The 17,480-nt window shown below is 36.9% G+C and carries 15 protein-coding genes; all 15 read left to right on the top strand.

From position 1 onward, the window contains the following. Positions 1-170: 170 nt before the first annotated feature. The 15 genes from HMPREF3230_RS05195 (at position 171) to HMPREF3230_RS05125 (ending at position 17,389) form a co-directional block, all read left to right on the top strand. Entirely contained in the window at positions 171-863 is a 693-nt protein-coding gene (locus HMPREF3230_RS05195; protein ID WP_075523867.1) for a hypothetical protein, read from the top strand. Between the two features lie 206 nt (positions 864-1,069). Next, positions 1,070-1,345, top strand: a complete 276-nt coding sequence (locus tag HMPREF3230_RS05190; RefSeq protein ID WP_230955933.1) for a DUF4244 domain-containing protein — start codon at positions 1,070-1,072, stop codon at positions 1,343-1,345. A 34-nt stretch (positions 1,346-1,379) separates the two neighbouring features. Next, the gene (locus tag HMPREF3230_RS05185; RefSeq protein ID WP_230955932.1) at positions 1,380-1,745 is read left to right on the top strand and encodes a TadE family protein; all 366 of its coding nucleotides are present in this window, start codon (positions 1,380-1,382) and stop codon (positions 1,743-1,745) included. A gap of 234 nt (positions 1,746-1,979) precedes the next feature. Then, positions 1,980-2,342: an Rv3654c family TadE-like protein gene (locus HMPREF3230_RS05180; RefSeq protein ID WP_230955931.1), complete on the top strand. Its 363-nt coding sequence runs from the start codon at positions 1,980-1,982 to the stop codon at positions 2,340-2,342. A gap of 130 nt (positions 2,343-2,472) precedes the next feature. After that, on the top strand, positions 2,473-4,803 hold the full coding sequence (gene dnaX, locus HMPREF3230_RS05175; protein WP_075523865.1) for a DNA polymerase III subunit gamma/tau: 2,331 nt from the start codon (positions 2,473-2,475) through the stop codon (positions 4,801-4,803). Between the two features lie 2 nt (positions 4,804-4,805). Then, positions 4,806-5,414, top strand: a complete 609-nt coding sequence (recR, locus tag HMPREF3230_RS05170; RefSeq protein WP_075523864.1) for a recombination mediator RecR — start codon at positions 4,806-4,808, stop codon at positions 5,412-5,414. A gap of 310 nt (positions 5,415-5,724) precedes the next feature. Further along, positions 5,725-6,498, top strand: coding sequence for an aspartate kinase (locus HMPREF3230_RS05165; protein WP_075523863.1), 774 nt, complete (start codon positions 5,725-5,727; stop codon positions 6,496-6,498). 36 nt (positions 6,499-6,534) lie between these two features. Next, complete coding sequence (locus tag HMPREF3230_RS05160; RefSeq protein WP_075523862.1) at positions 6,535-7,104, top strand: ACT domain-containing protein; 570 nt, start codon at positions 6,535-6,537, stop codon at positions 7,102-7,104. Positions 7,105-7,185: 81 nt separating this feature from the next. After that, positions 7,186-8,253, top strand: coding sequence for an aspartate-semialdehyde dehydrogenase (locus HMPREF3230_RS05155; protein ID WP_075523861.1), 1,068 nt, complete (start codon positions 7,186-7,188; stop codon positions 8,251-8,253). 50 nt (positions 8,254-8,303) lie between these two features. Continuing rightward, positions 8,304-8,924, top strand: coding sequence for a DUF5701 family protein (locus tag HMPREF3230_RS05150; protein WP_075523860.1), 621 nt, complete (start codon positions 8,304-8,306; stop codon positions 8,922-8,924). A 206-nt stretch (positions 8,925-9,130) separates the two neighbouring features. Next, positions 9,131-9,832, top strand: coding sequence for an ABC transporter ATP-binding protein (locus HMPREF3230_RS05145; protein WP_075523859.1), 702 nt, complete (start codon positions 9,131-9,133; stop codon positions 9,830-9,832). Between the two features lie 6 nt (positions 9,833-9,838). Continuing rightward, a complete protein-coding gene (locus HMPREF3230_RS05140) occupies positions 9,839-12,619 on the top strand; it encodes an ABC transporter permease (protein WP_082266304.1) in 2,781 nt (926 codons plus the stop codon). Between the two features lie 320 nt (positions 12,620-12,939). Beyond that, on the top strand, positions 12,940-14,469 hold the full coding sequence (locus HMPREF3230_RS05135) for an amino acid permease (RefSeq protein WP_419471027.1): 1,530 nt from the start codon (positions 12,940-12,942) through the stop codon (positions 14,467-14,469). A gap of 162 nt (positions 14,470-14,631) precedes the next feature. After that, the gene (locus tag HMPREF3230_RS05130) at positions 14,632-15,696 is read left to right on the top strand and encodes an FAD:protein FMN transferase (protein ID WP_155642918.1); all 1,065 of its coding nucleotides are present in this window, start codon (positions 14,632-14,634) and stop codon (positions 15,694-15,696) included. Positions 15,697-15,958: 262 nt separating this feature from the next. Continuing rightward, the gene (locus HMPREF3230_RS05125) at positions 15,959-17,389 is read left to right on the top strand and encodes an ATP-binding protein (RefSeq protein ID WP_196489656.1); all 1,431 of its coding nucleotides are present in this window, start codon (positions 15,959-15,961) and stop codon (positions 17,387-17,389) included. The last annotated feature ends 91 nt before the right edge of the window (positions 17,390-17,480 follow it).

The following is a 17,480-nucleotide window of genomic DNA, read 5'->3' as shown; positions in this document are numbered from 1 at the left end:
TGAAGAAGAAAAATTGAAAAATCTCGGTGATTAGCCGAAGATTAAAAGATTAAACATGCCAAGAGCTGTCGGAGTTTCTCTTAGAGCAATGTAAAAATCTTGCGATGAGAGAAACTCCGAGAGCTCAGCAACAACAAAAAGGAAAATCCTGTAAATAAAATGGTGATTAGATGAATTTTATGAATGCTAGTAATCAATTACTTTTTATAGCTTTTCTTGTAAGTATTATTGTTTGTCAATGTGTAAGTTATAAATCTGATTGTATTTCATTAGGAAATCGTGCAAGTAATGATTTATCTGCTTCTCGCATGAGTTATACAAAAAATAATAGTTTTATAAAACTGAGTCCAGTTCTCGGATTGCATATGATTATAGTTGCTTTAGAAAGTGGAAGTTCTTTGCCTTTTGCAATAGAAGCTGTTGGCTCTGTTTTCGAAAGTAATGGAGAGTGGATGCGTGCTGTTGCGTTCGCTCTTAAAAAAGGTAGTACTTGGGAAGAATCATGGTCTTCTACATATGTTTTACAAAATAATGTTTGCAGAGATCGTTCTAATTTCAGTGTTTGTAGAATTCTTGGTTTCACAATGCTTGTACGTAATAAATCATTAAGTTATAAAAATACGGATTATCCTCTTTTAGCTAAATGGTTGTCAAAATCATTGCGTGAATCTTGGTATAACGGTATTCCATCGCTTCCAATATTAAAAGCTGTATTAAAAAATTATGGATATACTATGCAAAATGCTGCAAAACAAGAAGCTGCTAAATTATCTGTAAGATTATTACTTCCGGTTGGATTGTGTTTCTTACCTGCTTTTATTTGCATAGGAATATTGCCAACGGTTGCATCTTTTATTCAATAATATTTAATCAAATTTGAAATTGAAATTTTTATTATTTATTTAGAAATATTTCTTAAAATTTTATTTTTTGTTTGAATTTCCCTTATTTTCCAAGGGTTATGAACTTCTGACCACATTGAATTAAATTGCTTTGTAAGAGCAAGTTTATGTGTAAAGATATCCATATCAGAATATTTCATTCTGCTTAGGAAGAAAGGTTTATAACTATGGTTGGGGTTGTGCAAGTAATTCGTTCATGCTTTTTAATTGCATGTACGCATATGAATTTGTTGTTCTATAGCTTTGAAGAATTATTATGCGATTTTTCAGATAGATTTAGTAAACAATTAAGTAAAAAAGATAGTGGTGCTATTACTGCTGAATATGCTGTTGTGCTTATTGCTGCAACTGGTTTTGCTGCTTTACTGATTATTGTTTTGAAATCTGAGTCTGTTAGAAATATGTTAAATGACTTAATAAAACGTGCATTACATATTTCTTAAATAAAATCTGTTATTCGTTATTTTTGGGGGAATATTGGCAGAAAATAAGTTGAAAATGTTTTTTGGATCTTATGATTATGGAGCTGTTACTGCGGAGTTTTCTGTAGTTTTACCTGCAGCAATAGTCGTTGCTTTAATATTATTAGGTGTCGGTAGAACTGTTGTATGCTCAATGAATTGTCATGATGCTGCAAGACAAGTTGCTTATCATTTAGTTGCATATAATGATGGTACTTCTCTTGAAGATATTGTTCATAGAGTTGCTGGTTCAGACGCAAGTTTGAAATTAAAAAAATATGGTAACAATGTTGATATTTCAGTAAGTTGTCCTGTTATTCCAGACCCTATGCATGTTTTACCAACAGTAGTGCACAGTGATATTAAGCAAATTGTTACTTAAATAGTTAAATATATTTCCGTAGCTTTTGGTTATAAAACATTCAATAACAGTATTCATAAGTTCAGGTGTGCGTGGAGTAGTGTGAGTGCGCCTCTTAGCGTGCGGTAAGTCCATGCATAAGTTCAGGTGTGCGTGGAGTAGTGTTTTGCTTATTTGATCCCTGTTCTAGAGAGTAAATAAGCTCAGGTGTGCATGGAGTAGTGTTGAAAATTGCGTAAATTAGCTAAGCTTTGTTTGAGTAAATGGGTGCATCGAGCAGATGATGGTTCGGGGACTATTTTGGGGGTAGGGTTGATTATCATCGTCTGCTCAATGCTTATTCTTTCGGCAAATATTGGATATATATTGATTGAAAAGCATAGAGTTCACACAGTTTCTTCCTCTGCAGTGTTATCTGGAGTAAAAGTATTACAAAAGTTAGAAGGCGATGCGTGCGATGTTGTTAAAAATATTGTTAATGCGAATAATGTAACTATGGAATCTTGTAAATCTGAAAATGATGATGTGACAATAACTGTGAGTGTACAAACTAAAATACCGTTTATACCTAAAATTGTTGATACAGTAAAAGCTGGATTAGTTTCATGTGATGATTAGTCGAGTTGATATCTAAAATTCTGATTGGATTCTGTTTAGACTCTGATTTTCATACGAGTTTTACGGTGGTGGATTCTGCTAGTCTTGAATAGTTGTAGGTTATTAAAAGTCAGGTGGCGGTAGGTTAGTTATGGCTCTTGCATTGTATAGACGGTATCGTCCAGACACGTTTGATGGTCTTATAGGGCAAGATCAAGTTACTATTCCATTGTGTAGAGCGCTTGATCAAGGGAAAATTACGCATGCATATTTGTTTTCAGGCCCGAGAGGATGTGGAAAAACAAGCTCCGCTCGAATCTTGGCTCGTTGCATAAATTGTGAAAAAGGTCCTACATCTCATCCTTGTGGAGAATGTCAGAGTTGTAAAGATTTAGCTACTGGCGGATCTGGGTCTGTAGATGTTGTAGAAATCGATGCTGCAAGCCATAACGGTGTTGATGATGCTCGTGAATTGCGTGAACGTGCAGGTTTTGCTCCAGCAAGAGATAGATATAAAATTTTTATACTTGATGAAGCTCATATGGTTACTCCGCAAGGTTTTAACGCTCTGCTTAAGATTGTTGAAGAGCCTCCTGAGCATGTTATGTTTATATTTGCAACTACTGAGCCAGATAAAGTTATTGGTACTATACGTTCTCGCACACATCATTATCCTTTTAGACTAGTTCCTCCTGAGATAATGGGTCCTTATTTGGAAGAAATTTGCAAGAAAGAGAAAATAGAATCAGAGCCTGGAGTATTGCGTTTAGCTATGCGAGCAGGTGGAGGATCTATGCGAGATACTCTTTCGATTCTAGATCAGCTTATGTTATGCGCGGTAGATGGAAAAATTTCATTGGATTCTGCTGTTGCACTATTAGGTTTTACTCCTAGCTCACTTATTGGTGAAGTAATAGATGCTTTAATAGATCATGATGGTGCGAAACTTTATGATTTAGTAAGTAGAGTAATTGTTAGCGGATTTGATTCTCGTAAATTTGTGGAAGATTTGCTAGGGAGAATGCGCGATTTGCTACTTGTAGTTTCTGCTGGAGTAAAAGCTACTTCTTCATTGTTGAATGATTTAGCGCCTGATGAATTGACGCAATTAAAGCGCCAATCTGAAAAATTAGATCTTGTTGATTTATCTCGAATGGCGCAAATGACTAATTCTGCATTAAGCGAAATGTCAAGTGCTGTTTCTCCTCGTATGAATTTGGAAATTCTTATGTCGCGTTTGCTGTGCGAAAAAGAAGATCGTCTTTCATCCTCTAAAGACTCGCATAAAATTCAGGAGAAAAAGCCAAGTGGATTCGTCCAAAATAAGCGGAAACAAATTGCGTCTGAGCCTAAAGTTTCTTCAACTCAACCTACTAAGAAACAATTAAGTACAGATGAGATGTGGGATAGCGTTGTTGCATCTTTACCTGAAGATGTAAAAGAATACGTATCTAGGGATTTTGTTACTAAAGTTCGTCTTGTGCAATCTGCTAATAACAAGCAAAGACTTGTATTGACATTTAATAAGCCTATAAGTCAATATGCTTTTGCGCTCGCTATATGTACGACTGACCCTTATGAAGGTCAAAAAGTTCCCGTTGTTGTAATGAATGCTGTTAAACGCGAGTTTGGCGAAAATTGCATGATTGCTCCAGATTCTGTTACATCTGATGGAGAAACTGTAGAAGTCGTAACTAAGATGTCTTCAGAAAGACTCAGTCAAGTTAAGCGCGAAGTGCTTATGCGTAGAGCTGGCTCTGTTACAGGATTTGGATCTTCATCTCTTAGTGTTCACGATAACACTAAGCAAAAAGATGAAAAGTTGGAATCAAATTTTCATAGCGCTGATGGCTATGCAGCATCGGCGGAATCTAATAATACTGCAGAAATTAGAACTATATTAGATTCAAATGATGCTTGGGAGAATGTTTCATCTATGCCTGTATTGGGCGTAAATACTGTAAATAGCATGAATCATGATAATGCGTATAACGCCTCAAGTAATGAAGATTTAAATAATAACAATTATTCTCGGGAGAGTAATTATTCTCGCGAGGATAATTATCACGAAAGTCGCGAAACTCGCGTCATAAGCGATAATGCCGAAAATAGTGCGAATCGCGAAAATAGCAATAACTATAGAAAAAACATGAAGTTTGGTGATTCTATTGGGAAAGACTCTGCATACTCTGCATACTCTGCAGAGTCTAAAGAGTCTACAGAATCCTTAAAGTCTTCAAAATCTTCAGAATCGGATTCGTCTAATACAGTTAATCAAAATTCAAGTTCTTCATTAGATGATTTATACGAATATTCATTAGAAGATCGTCAATTGGAAAGCGTTTCTGGAATTGATGAAGAGGGAATAGAAAAAATGTTTGAAGTTAAAGAAGTTCGTGAATTTTCTTCTGAAGATTCGCAGAATCCAATAAATCTTCTTAAAAAGAAATCCTCCAAAAATAATCGTTCTAAGGAGAAATAAAATTGCGCAATGCATCGTCTTATGATGGCGCGATTGGTCGTCTTATAGACGCTTTTTCGCATTTGCCGGGAATCGGACCTAAAGGCGCTCAAAGAATAGCATTTTATATACTTTCTGAACCAGATTCCGAAGTGCAAGCTTTAATTGAAGCAATTGATGATGTAAAGCAAAGTGTGCGATTTTGCGATGTTTGTGGAAATGTGTGTGAGAAAAGTCCTTGCATGATATGTGAAGATCCGCGTAGAGATCATACGAAAATTTGCGTTGTTGAAGAGCCAAAAGATATTATGAGTATCGAGCGTACGCATGAGTATTCTGGAGTTTATCATGTGTTAGGCGGAGCAATAAATCCAATGGCAAATGTTGGACCTGCTGATTTGAATATTACGCAATTGCTAGAACGACTTAAAGATCCTAGTGTTAAAGAAGTTATTTTGGCTTTAGATCCAAATATTGAAGGCGAAGCTACAGTTACATATTTAGCTAGATTGCTTGATCCGCTTGGAATAAGTGTTACTAGGCTTGCAAGTGGTTTGCCTGTTGGTGGAGATTTAGAATACGCAGATGAAATAACTTTGTCTCGCGCTTTTGCAGGTAGACAATCTGTTTGATTGATTGTGTGATTGTGTGATTGTTTGATTGTTTGTGCGACTGTATGTTTTTTGTTTGTGCAACTGTTTTTTCTAGTCATCTCTTTCTAGTTTTCTATTTCTTTTTATAGTTTTCTTATAGTTTTTATATTTTTCTTTTTATAGTTATATCTTTAGTTGGCTTTCCTAGTTATTTTTAGAAATTTATTAAATAAAGTATTTATTTTTAGAAAAATAAATAGAGCATTGTTGGTAGTCTGACTATCAAAGAGTCGTTTCAAAATGCTTGATGTATTGTATTTTGCAGGCGTAAAGGTCAAGGAGTTAAAAATTGGCACTTATCGTACAAAAATATGGTGGATCTTCCGTGGCAGATACTGATGCCATAAAAAGAGTGGCTAAACGTATTCTCGACACTAAATCTGAAGGACATGATGTTGCAGTTGTTGTTTCAGCAATGGGAGATACAACAGACGATTTAATTGATCAAGCGTTAAGTGTTAATGCTCATCCGCCTGCACGCGAAATGGATATGCTTATGACAGCAGGCGAAAGAATTTCTATGAGTTTACTTGCTATGGCAATACACGCTCAGGGTTCTCATGCTTACTCTTTCACAGGTTCTCAAGCAGGGTTTATAACAGATACTCAGTATGGTGCTGCTCATATACGTGCAGTAAAGCCAGATCGCGTACGAAGAGCGTTAAGTAAAGGTAGTGTGGCGATTGTTGCTGGATTTCAAGGAATTAGTGAAGTTGGTGATGATACTACTCTTGGACGAGGTGGATCAGATACATCTGCTGTTGCGCTTGCTGTTGCTTTAGGCGCTGATATTTGCGAAATTTATACGGATGTTGATGGCGTTTTTACAGCAGATCCTCGTATTGTTCCAACTGCTAAACGTATTCCTGTTATTGATTATGATTCCATGTTAGAAATGTCTTCTTGTGGTTCTCGTGTGCTTGCATTGCGCTGTGTAGAGTATGCTCAGCGATTTGGCATGCCTCTTCATGTTAGGAGTTCGTTCTCGCATAGAAATGGCACTCTGATTGTTCCTAATAATGTTGATTTAAATAATTTGCCTAATTTGAATAAAAATAATTGATAACATTAAGAGAAATTAAATATAAGGACGGTAATAATGGTAAATCAGGATATTCGTTCTACTATGGGCGATTTATTTCCAGATTTGGGAGTTGAAACGCCTATTATTTCGGGAGTTGCTCACGATCGAAGTGAATCTATGATTACAGTTCGTGGTATTCCTGATGTTCCTGGAATGGCTGCAAAAGTGTTTACAACTCTTGCAAAAGCGAATGCGAATATTGATATGATTGCTCAAGCAAGCGCATCTACAGGAACAGCTGATATTTCTCTTTCTGCGCCTAGCTCATCTCTTGAAGCGGTTCGTAGTGTTTTACAAGCAGCTCGTGATGATCTTAAATTCACTTCTATGGATGTTGATCCTACTGTTGGCAAAGTTGCAGTTGTTGGCGTTGGAATGAAAACTCATTCCGGTCTTGCTGCCACGTTCTTTACAGCATTGAGTGAGAGTGGAATAAATACGCTTATGATTTCTACTTCAGAAATTCGCATTGCTGCACTTGTTCCTGTTGATCAATTAGATGAAGCGGTTCGTGCTTTGCATACGGCATACGGTTTGGATGCTAATCAAATTGAAGCTGTTGTTTATGGTGGAAGTGGCCGTTAATATTTTCGTGAATTTCAATATATTGCCGTAAATTATTTGCATAATCATTATTAAAAGAGAAAGAATATAAGGAGAAGTAAGATGACGATTATCAATGAAACGGGCGTCAATCTAGCAATATTGGGTGCTACCGGTCAAGTTGGTATGGTAATGCGTCGTGTGCTTGACGAGCGTGATTTTCCTATAAAAGATTTGCGTTTCATTGCTTCTGCGCATTCTGCAGGCACGGTTTTGAAATATCGTGGCAAAGATGTTGTTGTAGAAGACGTAGAGAAAGCAGATTTGAGTGGAATTGATATTGCTATTTTCTCTGCAGGTGGTGGCACTTCAAAAATTTGGGCACCTAAATTCGCTAAAGCTGGTGCAATTGTAATAGATAATTCTTCTCAATGGCGTATGCATAATGATGTTCCTTTGGTAGTTGCTGAAGTAAATCCTGAAGATTTAGATACGATTGAAAATGGGATAGTCGCAAATCCTAATTGCACAACTATGGCTTTAATGCCTGTGTTGAAGCCACTTTCTGATTCTTTTGGTTTGAAGCGTTTAATAGTGTCTTCCTATCAAGCTGTTTCAGGCGCAGGTCGCGCTGGCGTATTGCAATTGATGAATGAAGCTCAAGCTGCATTAGATCAAGGTGCAGATAAATTAGTTTTTGATGGAAGTGCGATTGAGTTCCCAGAGCCTAATAAAGTCGTTCGAACAATTGCATTTAATGTAGTTCCGTTTATTGGTGCAATAGTTGATGATGGTTCAGAAGAAACAGATGAAGAGCAAAAGTTGCGTAATGAAAGTCGCAAAATCTTACACTTACCAAAACTAGTTGCGTCTTGCACGTGCGTGCGCGTTGGAGTATTTACAGGGCACGGTATGAGCGTTAATGCTGAGTTTGAGCATAATGTGACACCCGATATGGCTCGTGAAGTTTTGAAAGATGCATCTGGAGTTGAGCTTAACGATATTCCTACTTCACAATTGGCTGCTGGGAAATCTGCAAGTTATGTTGGGCGAATTCGTCAAGATCAAGCTGTAGAAGGAAAACGCGGATTAGCTATGTTTATTACTAACGATAATTTGCGTAAAGGCGCTGCTTTGAATGCTGTTCAATTGGCGGAAATTGTTGCTAAGAAACGCAATTTTATAGATTGATGAGATTTTTTGCCTCGCGATTGTGAAAGATTTTGCGTAAACTGTAAATTATGTCAATAGCATCTGAAGAAATACAGCAGCAGCTTGATCGAATAGTGGCACTTGGATATCCGGATGTTGCAGATATCAGTGCTGCTGCTTTTAGTGCTCTAGCTCAACCTTTGTTGCGTGCGCTTGAGCGAAGTGATTTAGGAACTAATATACTTTTAGTTCCTACTCGTGAACTGGTTTCTCCAGAATCGCTAATTTCTAGAACAAGTATTGATCGAATGGCAGGCTTTACAACTATGCCTCCTCGAGATATTGCTAGTTTTCTACCTCATGATGGATTTGAGCCTCCTGAAGGGCCGTTTTATGTTGCTATTGATCCGCATGTTGGTACTTCTTATGTGAACAGAGAACCAGATGTAGCTTGTAAACTTATTGATTCGGATGAGCGTTTGCCGCTTACTCTTGAAGAAGGATTGGCAATTGTTACGCAGCATCCGGATTGGCTAGAAGATAAAAGTGGTTTTAATCTTTTAGGATCTAGAAGCACAGATGGTCGTGTTCCTAGTATTTGGATGAGTCAAGGTGCTCCACGATTGGGCGCTGTGTGGCCTAACTCTCGTCATACTTGGCTTGGTAATGCTTATTGCATGGCTCGTAGAGGAGTTTCACTTTTCCGTTAAAAGTATTGCAATTCATACTGTTTACATACTGTTTATTAGTATTTTTGATTCTTATAATAGTGTGTTTGTGCAATAATTTTAGTAATATTGTAGTGGGTTGACTGTTTGCAAAATATGTTTTCAAATTATTGAAATTGAAACTGAAATTGAAATTGAAACTGAAACTTATAACTTATAACTTATAACTAAATAGTAGCGAGGGTAGATTGTCTTATATAACGTTTGATCATGTTGTTAAGGAGTATCCATCTGGTTCTAGTGCTGTTCGTGCTCTTGACGATGCTAGTTTTACAGCTGAAGCAGGTCAGCTTACTGTAATACTTGGGGCATCAGGCGCTGGCAAAACTACTGCACTAAATATTTTAGGTGGAATGGATACTGCAACAAGCGGTAAAGTTATGGTTGGCGATCGCGATATAACTAAGCTCGACGCTAGAGGTTTAGTTAAGTATCGTCGTGAAGATATAGGATTTGTTTTTCAATTTTATAATCTTGTTCCAAACTTGACTGCTTTGGAAAATGTTGAACTAGCATCTCAAATTTGTGCGAATCATTTTGATCCAGCTCAAACTCTTATTGATGTTGGTTTGGAAAATAGACTTAATAATTTTCCTTCTCAACTTTCGGGTGGCGAACAGCAGCGAGTATCTATCGCTCGCGCTTTAGCAAAAAAGCCTAAACTGTTGTTGTGCGATGAACCTACTGGCGCTTTAGACTATGAAACAGGTAAAGCAGTTTTGCAATTATTGCAAGATATTTGCAAAACAGAAGGCATGACTGTGTTGATTATTACGCATAATGCTGCAATTGCACCGATGGCGCATAAAGTCGTGCGTTTTCGTTCTGGAAAAGTAATAAGTGAAACTGTGCAAGAAAATCCTACTGCAATTGCAGATATTGAGTGGTGATATGCAATGTGTAGCGAGAGTCAACGAAATCAGAAATCAGAAGATAAGATCACAAGTCGCGAAAGTGAATGTAAAAAATCTAATAAAAGTGAATGTAAAAAATCTAATAAAAATAAAAGAACTCACTCGATTTTACCAATAGTCTTTATTAGCGCTGTTCGTATGTGGTTGCACGAGTGGCGGAGATTTTGCGTGCTTGCTGTTATAGCTATGCTCGGCGTTGCTGTTATGACTGGTATCTATGCTGGGTGCAACGATATGCTTCTTGGCGCTAACGATATGTATAACAAGCTTAATTCTTATGATTTACAGATTGTGTCTACATTAGGATTAACGAAAGAAGACGTTGATTCAGTTAGTAAATTGCCTAGTGTAAAAGAAGTAGATACAGAAAAATCTTGGAAAGCTACTACTTTCCCGATGCATGATGAAACTTCTTTGTATGCAACGAATCTTATTCAATATAATCACGCTAATAAAAATATGAATCGCTTGCATTTGTTACAAGGGAATATGCCTAAAGGCGATTTTGAAGCTGTTGTGACGCAACGTTTTTTGCATGATAGCGGATTGCATATTGGCAATATGATCAAAGTGAATATAAAAAAGGATGAAAAATCTTCTAAAAATTACAAGTTGCGTATTGTAGGCAGCGTTCTTGATAGTGATGATTTGAATAATCCAAACGGATATCAATCTAAAGCTTTTCGTGGCTCTGTAACTTCAAGGTATAAAGTTTTTACGTATAATGTGCCTAAAGATTCGAAGGATTGTGTGTATACGTCAATATTTGTGAAATTAAATGAATCTCACAAAGTTAATACTTTTTCGCAATCTTATAGGAATATTGTTGAAAAGGCATCTGAGCAGATCAACGATTTTGTGAAAACAAAGCGTGAAAGCGCGCGCCGCAAGCAAGTAATTGATGAGTATACGAATGCGGAAGTGAATAAAGCTATAGCTAAAATTCCGGCTCTTAAAAACGCACCTCATTCAATAATTGAAAATAGTCGTAATCAGATTCGTGAAAATATTAAAAAAGAAGTAGAAAAAAGAGTTCCTCAAGCCAGATGGCATATTATTACTCGAATATCGAATGGTAGTTATGCAAGTTTGAGATCCGATGTGGCATCAATACAATCTCTCGGTTACGCTTTCCCTGCTGTTTTTCTCGTAGTTGCTATGATGATGAGCTTAACTGCTATGGCTCGAATGGTTGAAGAAGAGCGAGGATTGATTGGTACTTATTTAAGTTTGGGATACGGACGTTCAGCTGCTGTTACTAGGCACGCTTTCTTCGCTATTTTTGCTTGCTTTATAGGCGGTGGGATTGGCGATATTGTGGGCTTTTTGGCTATACCATCGTTATTGCTTAAAATTTTGCGTGGCTTGTATACAGTTCCAGGAGTAACTCTCAGATACGATTGGTTATATGGTTCTTTGTGCGTGCTCGCATTCGTTGTGCCTGTTGCAATATGCACAATAATTGTGAGTTGGAGAGAAACAAAGCAAGTTCCAGCATCTTTATTGCGTCCAAAATCGCCAAAAGCTGGCGCTCGCGTATTGCTTGAAAGATTGCCATTCATATGGAATCGACTTAGTTTCTTAAATAAAGTAGCTATACGTAATCTGGCTCGTTTCAAAGGTCGCTTATGCATGACTATTGGAGGAGTTGCAGGTTGCACTGCACTCATATTGTGCGCTTTAGCGTTGAACGATACTGTAGCAACTTTAGGTATTAGACAATATGATGGAATCTACAAGTACGATATGATTTCTATTTCTGCTCCGGATTCATTTACAAATATGAAGAAAATAGTCGATGAAGATTATTCTAAAAATCTTATTGAAACTATGCTTCCAGCGTACGTGAGTTCTGGAGAAATTTCTAAATCGTATTCTGATAAGTCAAATGATAAATCTAAGAATCGTGGTGTTGAAGATTCTGAGAGCGTTCAAATGATTGTAGTCAAAGATGTAAATACTTTGTCTAAAATAGTGAAGTTGCAAGATGTTGATAATAATTTGAAAAATATTGAGCTTAACGATGATGCTCCATTACTTTCTCAAAGTGCTGCAGCTTCATTAGATATTTCTCGCGGCAGCGTTATTTCTATAACTAATGTTTCTCTTAAGCGTGCAAAAGTTCCAGTGAGAGCTATTGTTCGTAATCTTATTGGTTCTAACTTGTATATGACTTCTAATTGTTACAAGCGCATATTTGGAGTTAAAGATAGTGAGAAATTAAATCAAAATGCTTTTCTTCTTCGTTTGCGCGGAGATGACGATATGAAAATAAAATATGCTGAAAAGTTTGCTGATTTTGATGGTGTTCTTTCAGTAATGAATATTACTAGAATGAAGCGTGATTTTAGTTTTGATTTAATGAATGCTGTAGTTGGTCTTATAGTTACACTTGCTGCTGGTTTAGCTTTAGCTGTGTTGTTTACGCTTGCAAGTACTAATATTTCTGAACGTACTCGTGAAATGGCAACTTTAAAAGTTCTAGGTTTTTATAAGCGAGAAGTGCATGCTTATGTGCATAAAGAGATGCTTACTTTAACTATTATTGGAATTTTAGTCGGTTTGCCTTTAGGCAGAGTTATTGCAAGTTTGCTTACTAGTGCTTTACGTATGCCGTCTTTGTATTTTGAAGTTGAAGTATCTGCATTGAGTTACTTTATTGCAGGATTTGCTACGCTTGTATTCGCTTTAATAGTTCAATTGTCAACTAATCCTGCTTTAGATCGAATTGATCCAGTTAGTTCGCTTAAAAGTGTTGAGTGATGGTGTTGAGTTGGTGGATGGTTTTGACGAATAGTACAGTTCTTAGAAGTCTTGTCAAAAGTCTTGTTGGAAGCCATGCCAAAAGTCTTGTAAAAAGTCTTTGTTGGAAGTTTTATCAAAAAGTCTTAGTGAATATTCTTAGAAAATAGTTAAGGGTGACGATAAAATTAAAATTTCGTGAGTAAATAAAGAATGGAGTTATGCTGATGAGCGGTATGGTCGATAGTGGCTTAAAAGATGGTTCTAACAATATGGAATCTTCTGCCGTGCAAACAAATAATATTCCATCTAATACTCTATCTGGTACTTCATCTAATAATTTGTCTGATACTTCATCTAATTCTTATAGATCTTCTAGCGAATCCGCAAGCGATGAATCCGTAAGTGATGAGTCTAGTAACAAAATGGAGCGAAGTCTTACAAAGCGCCATGTGCAATTTATTGCTATAGGTGGAACGATTGGTACTGGCTTATTCCTTGGCTCTGGAAAATCCATTAGTTTAACAGGTCCAAGTATTGTATTTGTTTATATTATTGTTGGTTTTATTATGTTCTTGCTGATGCGTGCCATCGGCGAGCTTATGTATAAAGATCCTAATCAGCACACTTTCATCAGTTTTATTACGCGTCATCTTGGAAAAGGATGGGGTAATTTTGCTGGATGGTCGTATTGGATGGTGTTAGTACTAATTGGAATGAGCGAAATCACAGCTGTTAGTACATATTGTGTAACATTCTTCCAAACTTTTAATATTGATGTGAGTAATTGGAAATGGTTAATAGAAGTCGCATTTTTGGCAATTTTAGTTTCTATTAACTTAATAGCTGTGAAACTATTTGGTGAAACAGAATTTTGGTTCTCAATGATTAAAATCACGCTTATAGTGGCACTTATAGCTACTGCAATTGTGATGGTTGTAATTGGGTACCATTATCCTGCAACAAAGATTCACGGTGGCGTTATAAATCCTGCTGGTCATGTTGGTTTAGATAATATTTTCAATAATTTTTCGCTTATGCCAAATGGATGGGTTGCGTTCTTAATGAGCTTCCAAATGGTGTTCTATGCGTATCAGCTTATTGAGTTTGTAGGCGTGACTGTTTCTGAAACTAAGAATCCTCGTAAAGTTTTGCCTAAAGCTATAAACGAGATAATCACGCGTATTCTTGTTTTTTACGTTGGTGCTCTAGTGGCAATTATGCTTATTGTTCCATGGCAGCGTTTTAAGGCAACGAATGCAGAAGGCACTTTTATGTCGCCATTCATTATGGTGTTCCAGTATGCTGGAATACATTGGGCTTCTGCGCTTGTTTTCTTTGTGGTTATTACTGCTGCTGCTTCTGCGCTTAACTCTTTGCTTTACTCTGCTGGTCGTCATATGTATCAGATTGCGTTAGAATCGCAAACGCAACTGCTTTCTAAGCTTAGTAAAGTTTCTAAAACTAAGGTTCCGGCTCGCGCAATATTATTCTCTTCTGCTTTAATTTTGCTTTCTCCTGTTATAAATTCTATTCCAGGAGTTCACGGAGCGTTTATAATGTTCGCTTCTGCTTCTTCTGCTGTAATAATCATGATTTACATTTTGATTATGGTGACTCATATGAAGTATCGTAAATCCCCTGATTTTATGAAGAATGGTTTCTTGATGCCGCACTATAAGTTGCTTGATTCTTTGACGATTGCGTTCTTTGCGTTTGTTTATATAACGCTGTTTATTAGTGACGATACTCGCGGATCTGCAATCGGCGGACTTATTTGGCTTGTGCTTTTTGGTGGCTATTGTGCATTGCATCAGCGTTGGCAGAATCGTGATTTAGCTAAAGCAGTTAAGAATAATCATTTACGTTGAGCTTATGATTGCATCACTTACTTAATAGTGTTGGAATTGTTTGGAATTTAATTGAGTTTGGAATTTTGTTTAAGTATTGTAATTTATTTCTATGCGCGTAATTATGTATATGAATTTGCTTAAGTGTGTGGCTTAGTTAATACGTTAGGAGCTTGGGATAGTATGACGGAGTTTGCGCATTCTGCTAAGTTCAATCATGTTATTGCGTTTGAACGAGCGCTTGGTACGGGGATTATTTTATATAGTACTGAGCCTATTAACCCAAGCTTGCAGCATAAACTGCGATTGTTTATTGACGATTATGAGCGCGTGTTCTCTAGGTTTCGTGAGGATTCGATTATATCTTCCATTGCAAAATCAAAAAATGGTGGAGAGTTTAGATTCCCGTGTTGGGCATTAGAATTATTTAATCTTTACGATGATTTTTATGATGCAACTAACGGAGCATTTGATGCTTGTGTTGGCGCTGATTTGTTAGAACTCGGTTACGATAATTCAGTGCAATTTCTTCCTGAAACTTCACGAAATAAATGTGATATGCGCACTAAAACAGATTCTGCTTGTGTGTCTGGCGTATCTGGTGTATCTCGCGTAGCTGATTGGCATAATTGGGATAATTATAAGCGCGTATTACCTATGAAATGGTCGAATATCTTTCGAGATAAAAATGGCACTACTCTTAAAACAAATCATCCTATACAGCTAGATTTTGGAGCAATTGGCAAAGGGTATTTAGTGGATTTAATTATGAGCATGATTTTAGAATCGTTGCAAAATAAAGCAGATGTGCTGATTGATGCCGGCGGAGATATGCGAGTGAGTTTAAGAGATGAAAATCAAGAATTAAAAGTTGCTCTTGAAAATCCTTTTGATACAACACAAGCTGTTGGAGTAGCGCATGTAAAAAGTGGATCTGTGTGTGCATCCTCTATTGCTAGAAAACGTTGGAACGTTACATATTGTAATGAAAGTCTGCTAGTGCATCATATTCTAAACGCGATTGACGGTATCCCATCCGGAAAACTCGTAGCTAGCTGGTCGTATGTTTCAGAAAAATCATGTAAGTATCCAACTGCTTATGCGGATGCGCTCGCAACAGCTTTATTTATTTCGTCCGAAAATGATTTGCAAAAAATCGCGCAAACTACAAGAGCTGAGTTTGCTGTAATACTGCCAAATTGCACGGTTAAAAAAACGCGCGCATTCCCAGCACACTTTTTTAGTTAATAATGCTATCTAATCGCCTCATTGCTTAATGCGTTATCACGCTTTGCAATGATTTGACTCAAAGTTAGGTTATTGATGACTTAAACTTGTGGAAAATAAAAGTTTAGGTCATAATATTTATAAGATTCGTAAGATTGTAAAACTCATAAAGTTTGTAATTTTGCAATCTTGCAATTCCATAATTTTGCAATTTTGTGACTTTGCAATCAAGATAAGCATTGTTTTAAGAATTGCTATTTTTTAGGTGGAGTCGAGGCTTATTATGGTAAATTCGCAAAATCAGTTACTTGGAAGCGCGAATATTTCGATGCGCAGTAATCGCCATTCAATAGTCGGCAAAAATATTAAAAATCGCGATATTTATCTTAATCAACTTATAGCTTTCAAAGATACAGAGCCTGTAAAAGTCGTGACCGGCATTCGTCGCTGCGGTAAGTCAACTCTGCTTAAACTCATGCAATCGTACCTGCTTAATTCAGGAGTTGAGCAAAATCAAATTATATCTATAAACTTTGAGTCACTCGAGTTTCAAGATATGAGCTACAAAGACTTGTACAATTACGTTAAAAGCAAGATTGAATCCTCTGGTATTAAGCCTCCTAAAAAAACGTATCTTTTCTTTGATGAGCTACAGCGTATAGATCGTTGGGAAGATGCAATTAACTCGTTTCGCGTAGATTTTGATTGTGATATTTACATAACTGGCTCTAATGCGTATCTGCTTTCTTCGGAGTACTCAACGTATTTGTCTGGGCGGTATGTGGAAGTGAAAATGTATCCGCTTTCGTTCAAAGAGTTCGTTGATTTTCAGAATTATTCGATTGAAGAATATAAGTCTCCGCTTGGCGATTTGAAAAAAAGAGCGGTGAGTAAGAATGGTAATAGTGTAGAGCTTGTTGACTTGTTTGCAGCTTATATGCGTTACGGTGGTATGCCTGCAATTTGCGATATTGCTTTAGAATCAGGTTTTGATCAGAGTAGTGCAATGATTTTGTTGGATGGAATTTATTCCACTGTAGTAGTTCGCGATATACTCGAGCGCGCAAAGCGTCGCGGGCAGAGACAGATTACAGACGCAGACCTTCTTAGAAAAATCATTATGTTTTTGGCGGATAATATTGGGAACAATACGTCTTTAAATTCTATGTGCAATACGCTTTCTTCGGAAAATATTTTTGACTCTTCGGATAGTAATTCTCGCGGTTTGCGCGTACGTGGCACTAAACCTGCAACCCAAACCATATCCGCTTACATTGGTGCGTTAAAAGAATCTTACATGTTTTACGATGTTAAGCGCTTTGATATTAAAGGAAAGGATTATTTGCGCACTCTTGGCAAATATTACGTTGTTGACATTGGGTTGCGTAATTATTTGCTCGGGTTTAGGGATAGAGATAGAGGGCATGCGCTAGAAAATGTTGTGTTCTTTGAGCTTTTAAGGCGCGGATATGATGTTGCTATTGGCAAAATAGATAATTTGGAGGTGGATTTTGTTGCTACTTCTTCTTCCGAAAAGCTTTATATTCAAGTAACTGAAAGCATGATGGATGAGTCTGTGCGTGAGCGAGAGTTAAAGCCGCTTCGCAAGATTCAGAATAATTATGAGAAGCTGGTTATTACTTTGAGTAAGGCTTTAGATGATGATTACGATGGAATTCGTGTCGAAAACATCGTTGATTGGCTGCTTAAGTAGCGTTGCGAAGTGGTTTGTGTTTATTACATTCTGCGGCTTGTATGAATATCCACTCATTTCGCAAAATTAAAAAATTTTCAAATTTGCGAAG

Source organism: Gardnerella vaginalis, assembly GCF_001563665.1.
In the GTDB taxonomy this organism is placed as follows: Bacteria; Actinomycetota; Actinomycetes; order Actinomycetales; family Bifidobacteriaceae; genus Bifidobacterium; species Bifidobacterium vaginale_A.
Note: the sequence above shows the minus strand (reverse complement) of the source record. Positions and strands in the feature narration are given on the sequence as shown.

Bases quoted from the DNA above. Each gene is read 5' to 3' on its own strand.
- HMPREF3230_RS05195 (WP_075523867.1), top strand. From the start codon at position 171: ATGAATTTTATGAATGCTAGTAATCAATTACTTTTTATAGCTTTTCTT.
- HMPREF3230_RS05130 (WP_155642918.1), top strand. From the start codon at position 14,632: ATGACGGAGTTTGCGCATTCTGCTAAGTTCAATCATGTTATTGCGTTT.
- HMPREF3230_RS05140 (WP_082266304.1), top strand. From the start codon at position 9,839: ATGTGTAGCGAGAGTCAACGAAATCAGAAATCAGAAGATAAGATCACA.
- HMPREF3230_RS05160 (WP_075523862.1), top strand. From the start codon at position 6,535: ATGGTAAATCAGGATATTCGTTCTACTATGGGCGATTTATTTCCAGAT.
- dnaX (WP_075523865.1), top strand. From the start codon at position 2,473: ATGGCTCTTGCATTGTATAGACGGTATCGTCCAGACACGTTTGATGGT.
- HMPREF3230_RS05190 (WP_230955933.1), top strand. From the start codon at position 1,070: ATGGTTGGGGTTGTGCAAGTAATTCGTTCATGCTTTTTAATTGCATGT.
- HMPREF3230_RS05150 (WP_075523860.1), top strand. From the start codon at position 8,304: ATGTCAATAGCATCTGAAGAAATACAGCAGCAGCTTGATCGAATAGTG.
- HMPREF3230_RS05125 (WP_196489656.1), top strand. From the start codon at position 15,959: ATGGTAAATTCGCAAAATCAGTTACTTGGAAGCGCGAATATTTCGATG.
- HMPREF3230_RS05155 (WP_075523861.1), top strand. From the start codon at position 7,186: ATGACGATTATCAATGAAACGGGCGTCAATCTAGCAATATTGGGTGCT.